General features: G+C 64.2%; 1 protein-coding gene. It reads left to right on the top strand.

The annotated features are described in order from the left end of the window. Positions 1-267 precede the first annotated feature (267 nt). On the top strand, positions 268-465 hold the full coding sequence (locus tag H074_RS07375; protein ID WP_007029401.1) for a hypothetical protein: 198 nt from the start codon (positions 268-270) through the stop codon (positions 463-465). Positions 466-478: the final 13 nt, after the last annotated feature.

Here is a 478-nt window from a genome sequence, read left to right on the forward strand (position 1 = left end):
CCGTCGCCAACCTGGATCGAGCCTGCCAGTAGACGAACAGGTCTCCGAACATGGCGACCTGGCAAAACTCCTCGGCCTCACGGGCTGGTGTTCGTGTTCGGCCAACGATCGTTTTCCGAACGCTCGATGAACCCGTCGTGGCAGCGCCGCGTAGCCAGGTCGTCGAAAGACCGTGCGGCGATGAGGGTGCTGTCACTACATTCGGTTGCGTGACGACTCCTCCANGCCGCGTGGCCACGTTCCGAGAAGATCGCCAGCGCCCAGCTCATGGCTCTCCAGGCGATCCACAGTGAGTTGCGCCATGGTCACGATCAGGCCGCCCTGCAGGTCGAGGCACTGAACAAGCACACCAAGGCGCTCGCTGATCACACCAAGATGCTCACCGAGCATGCCGACGCGATGGACAGCTTGCGCCACGCCCTGGACGGCCATGCCGATGCCGTCAGCCGGATGCCTCGCGGCTGAGCGTCGTGTCGGG

The sequence above is a fragment of the Amycolatopsis decaplanina DSM 44594 genome, from assembly GCF_000342005.1.
In the GTDB taxonomy this organism is placed as follows: domain Bacteria; phylum Actinomycetota; class Actinomycetes; order Mycobacteriales; family Pseudonocardiaceae; genus Amycolatopsis; species Amycolatopsis decaplanina.

Bases quoted from the DNA above. Each gene is read 5' to 3' on its own strand.
- H074_RS07375 (WP_007029401.1), top strand. From the start codon at position 268: ATGGCTCTCCAGGCGATCCACAGTGAGTTGCGCCATGGTCACGATCAG.